The sequence below is a fragment of the Bacillus sp. RCC_6_1 genome (assembly GCF_041360755.1).
Taxonomy (GTDB): domain Bacteria; phylum Bacillota; class Bacilli; order Bacillales; family Bacillaceae_G; genus Bacillus_A; species Bacillus_A cereus.
Genome location: NZ_JBFUPV010000035.1, coordinates 1 through 1,456, shown reverse-complemented (window position 1 = coordinate 1,456; position 1,456 = coordinate 1). Strand labels below are relative to the sequence as shown.

The window sequence follows — 1,456 nt, the reverse complement described above, 5'->3', positions numbered from 1 at the left end:
GGTATCAATCCGCAGCTTCGGTGGTGTATTTAGCCCCGGTACATTTTCGGCGCAGAGTCACTCGACTAGTGAGCTATTACGCACTCTTTAAATGGTGGCTGCTTCTAAGCCAACATCCTAGTTGTCTAAGCAACTCCACATCCTTTTCCACTTAATACACACTTTGGGACCTTAGCTGGCGGTCTGGGCTGTTTCCCTTTTGACTACGGATCTTATCACTCGCAGTCTGACTCCTAAGGATAAGTCATTGGCATTCGGAGTTTGACTGAATTCGGTAATCCGATGAGGACCCCTAGTCCAATCAGTGCTCTACCTCCAAGACTCTTACACTTAAGGCTAGCCCTAAAGCTATTTCGGGGAGAACCAGCTATCTCCAGGTTCGATTGGAATTTCTCCGCTACCCACACCTCATCCCCGCACTTTTCAACGTGCGTGGGTTCGGGCCTCCATTCAGTGTTACCTGAACTTCACCCTGGACATGGGTAGATCACCTGGTTTCGGGTCTACGACCACGTACTAAACGCCCTATTCAGACTCGCTTTCGCTGCGGCTCCGCCTCTTCAGCTTAACCTCGCACGGGATCGTAACTCGCCGGTTCATTCTACAAAAGGCACGCCATCACCCGTTAACGGGCTCTGACTATTTGTAGGCACACGGTTTCAGGATCTCTTTCACTCCCCTTCCGGGGTGCTTTTCACCTTTCCCTCACGGTACTGGTTCACTATCGATCACTAGGGAGTATTTAGCCTTGGGAGATGGTCCTCCCAGATTCCGACGGAATTTCACGTGTTCCGCCGTACTCAGGATACATTCAAGAGAGAACGAAGTTTCGACTACGGGGTTGTTACCCTCTACGACGGACCTTTCCAGGTCGCTTCGTCTACCTCGTTCCTTTGTAACTCCGTATAGAATGTCCTACAACCCCAAGAGGCAAGCCTCTTGGTTTGGGCTATGTTCCGTTTCGCTCGCCGCTACTCAGGAAATCGCATTTGCTTTCTCTTCCTCCAGGTACTTAGATGTTTCAGTTCCCTGGGTCTGTCTTCCTTACCCTATGTATTCAGATAAGGATACCATACCATTACGTATGGTGGGTTTCCCCATTCGGAAATCTTCGGATCAAAGCTTACTTACAGCTCCCCGAAGCATATCGGCGTTAGTCCCGTCCTTCATCGACTCCTAGTGTCAAGGCATCCACCGTGCGCCCTTTCTAACTTAACCAAACTAAAATTAAAAAATATGAGCTACACTGTTATCTAGTTTTCAAAGAACATACCATTTGCTATTTAAAATAGCTTTTTGGTGGAGCCTAGCGGGATCGAACCGCTGACCTCCTGCGTGCAAGGCAGGCGCTCTCCCAGCTGAGCTAAGGCCCCAAAATGTATGGTGGGCCTAAATGGACTCGAACCATCGACCTCACGCTTATCAGGCGTGCGCTCTAACCAGCTGAGCTATAGGC

General features: G+C 49.7%; 1 tRNA gene and 1 rRNA gene. Both read right to left on the bottom strand.

The window, feature by feature from the left end:
- Positions 1–1,218: ribosomal RNA gene (locus tag AB6801_RS31170) — 23S ribosomal RNA — on the bottom strand; the annotation flags it as partial.
- A gap of 79 nt (positions 1,219–1,297) precedes the next feature.
- Positions 1,298–1,373, bottom strand: a tRNA-Ala gene (locus tag AB6801_RS31165).
- Between the last annotated feature and the right edge of the window lie 83 nt (positions 1,374–1,456).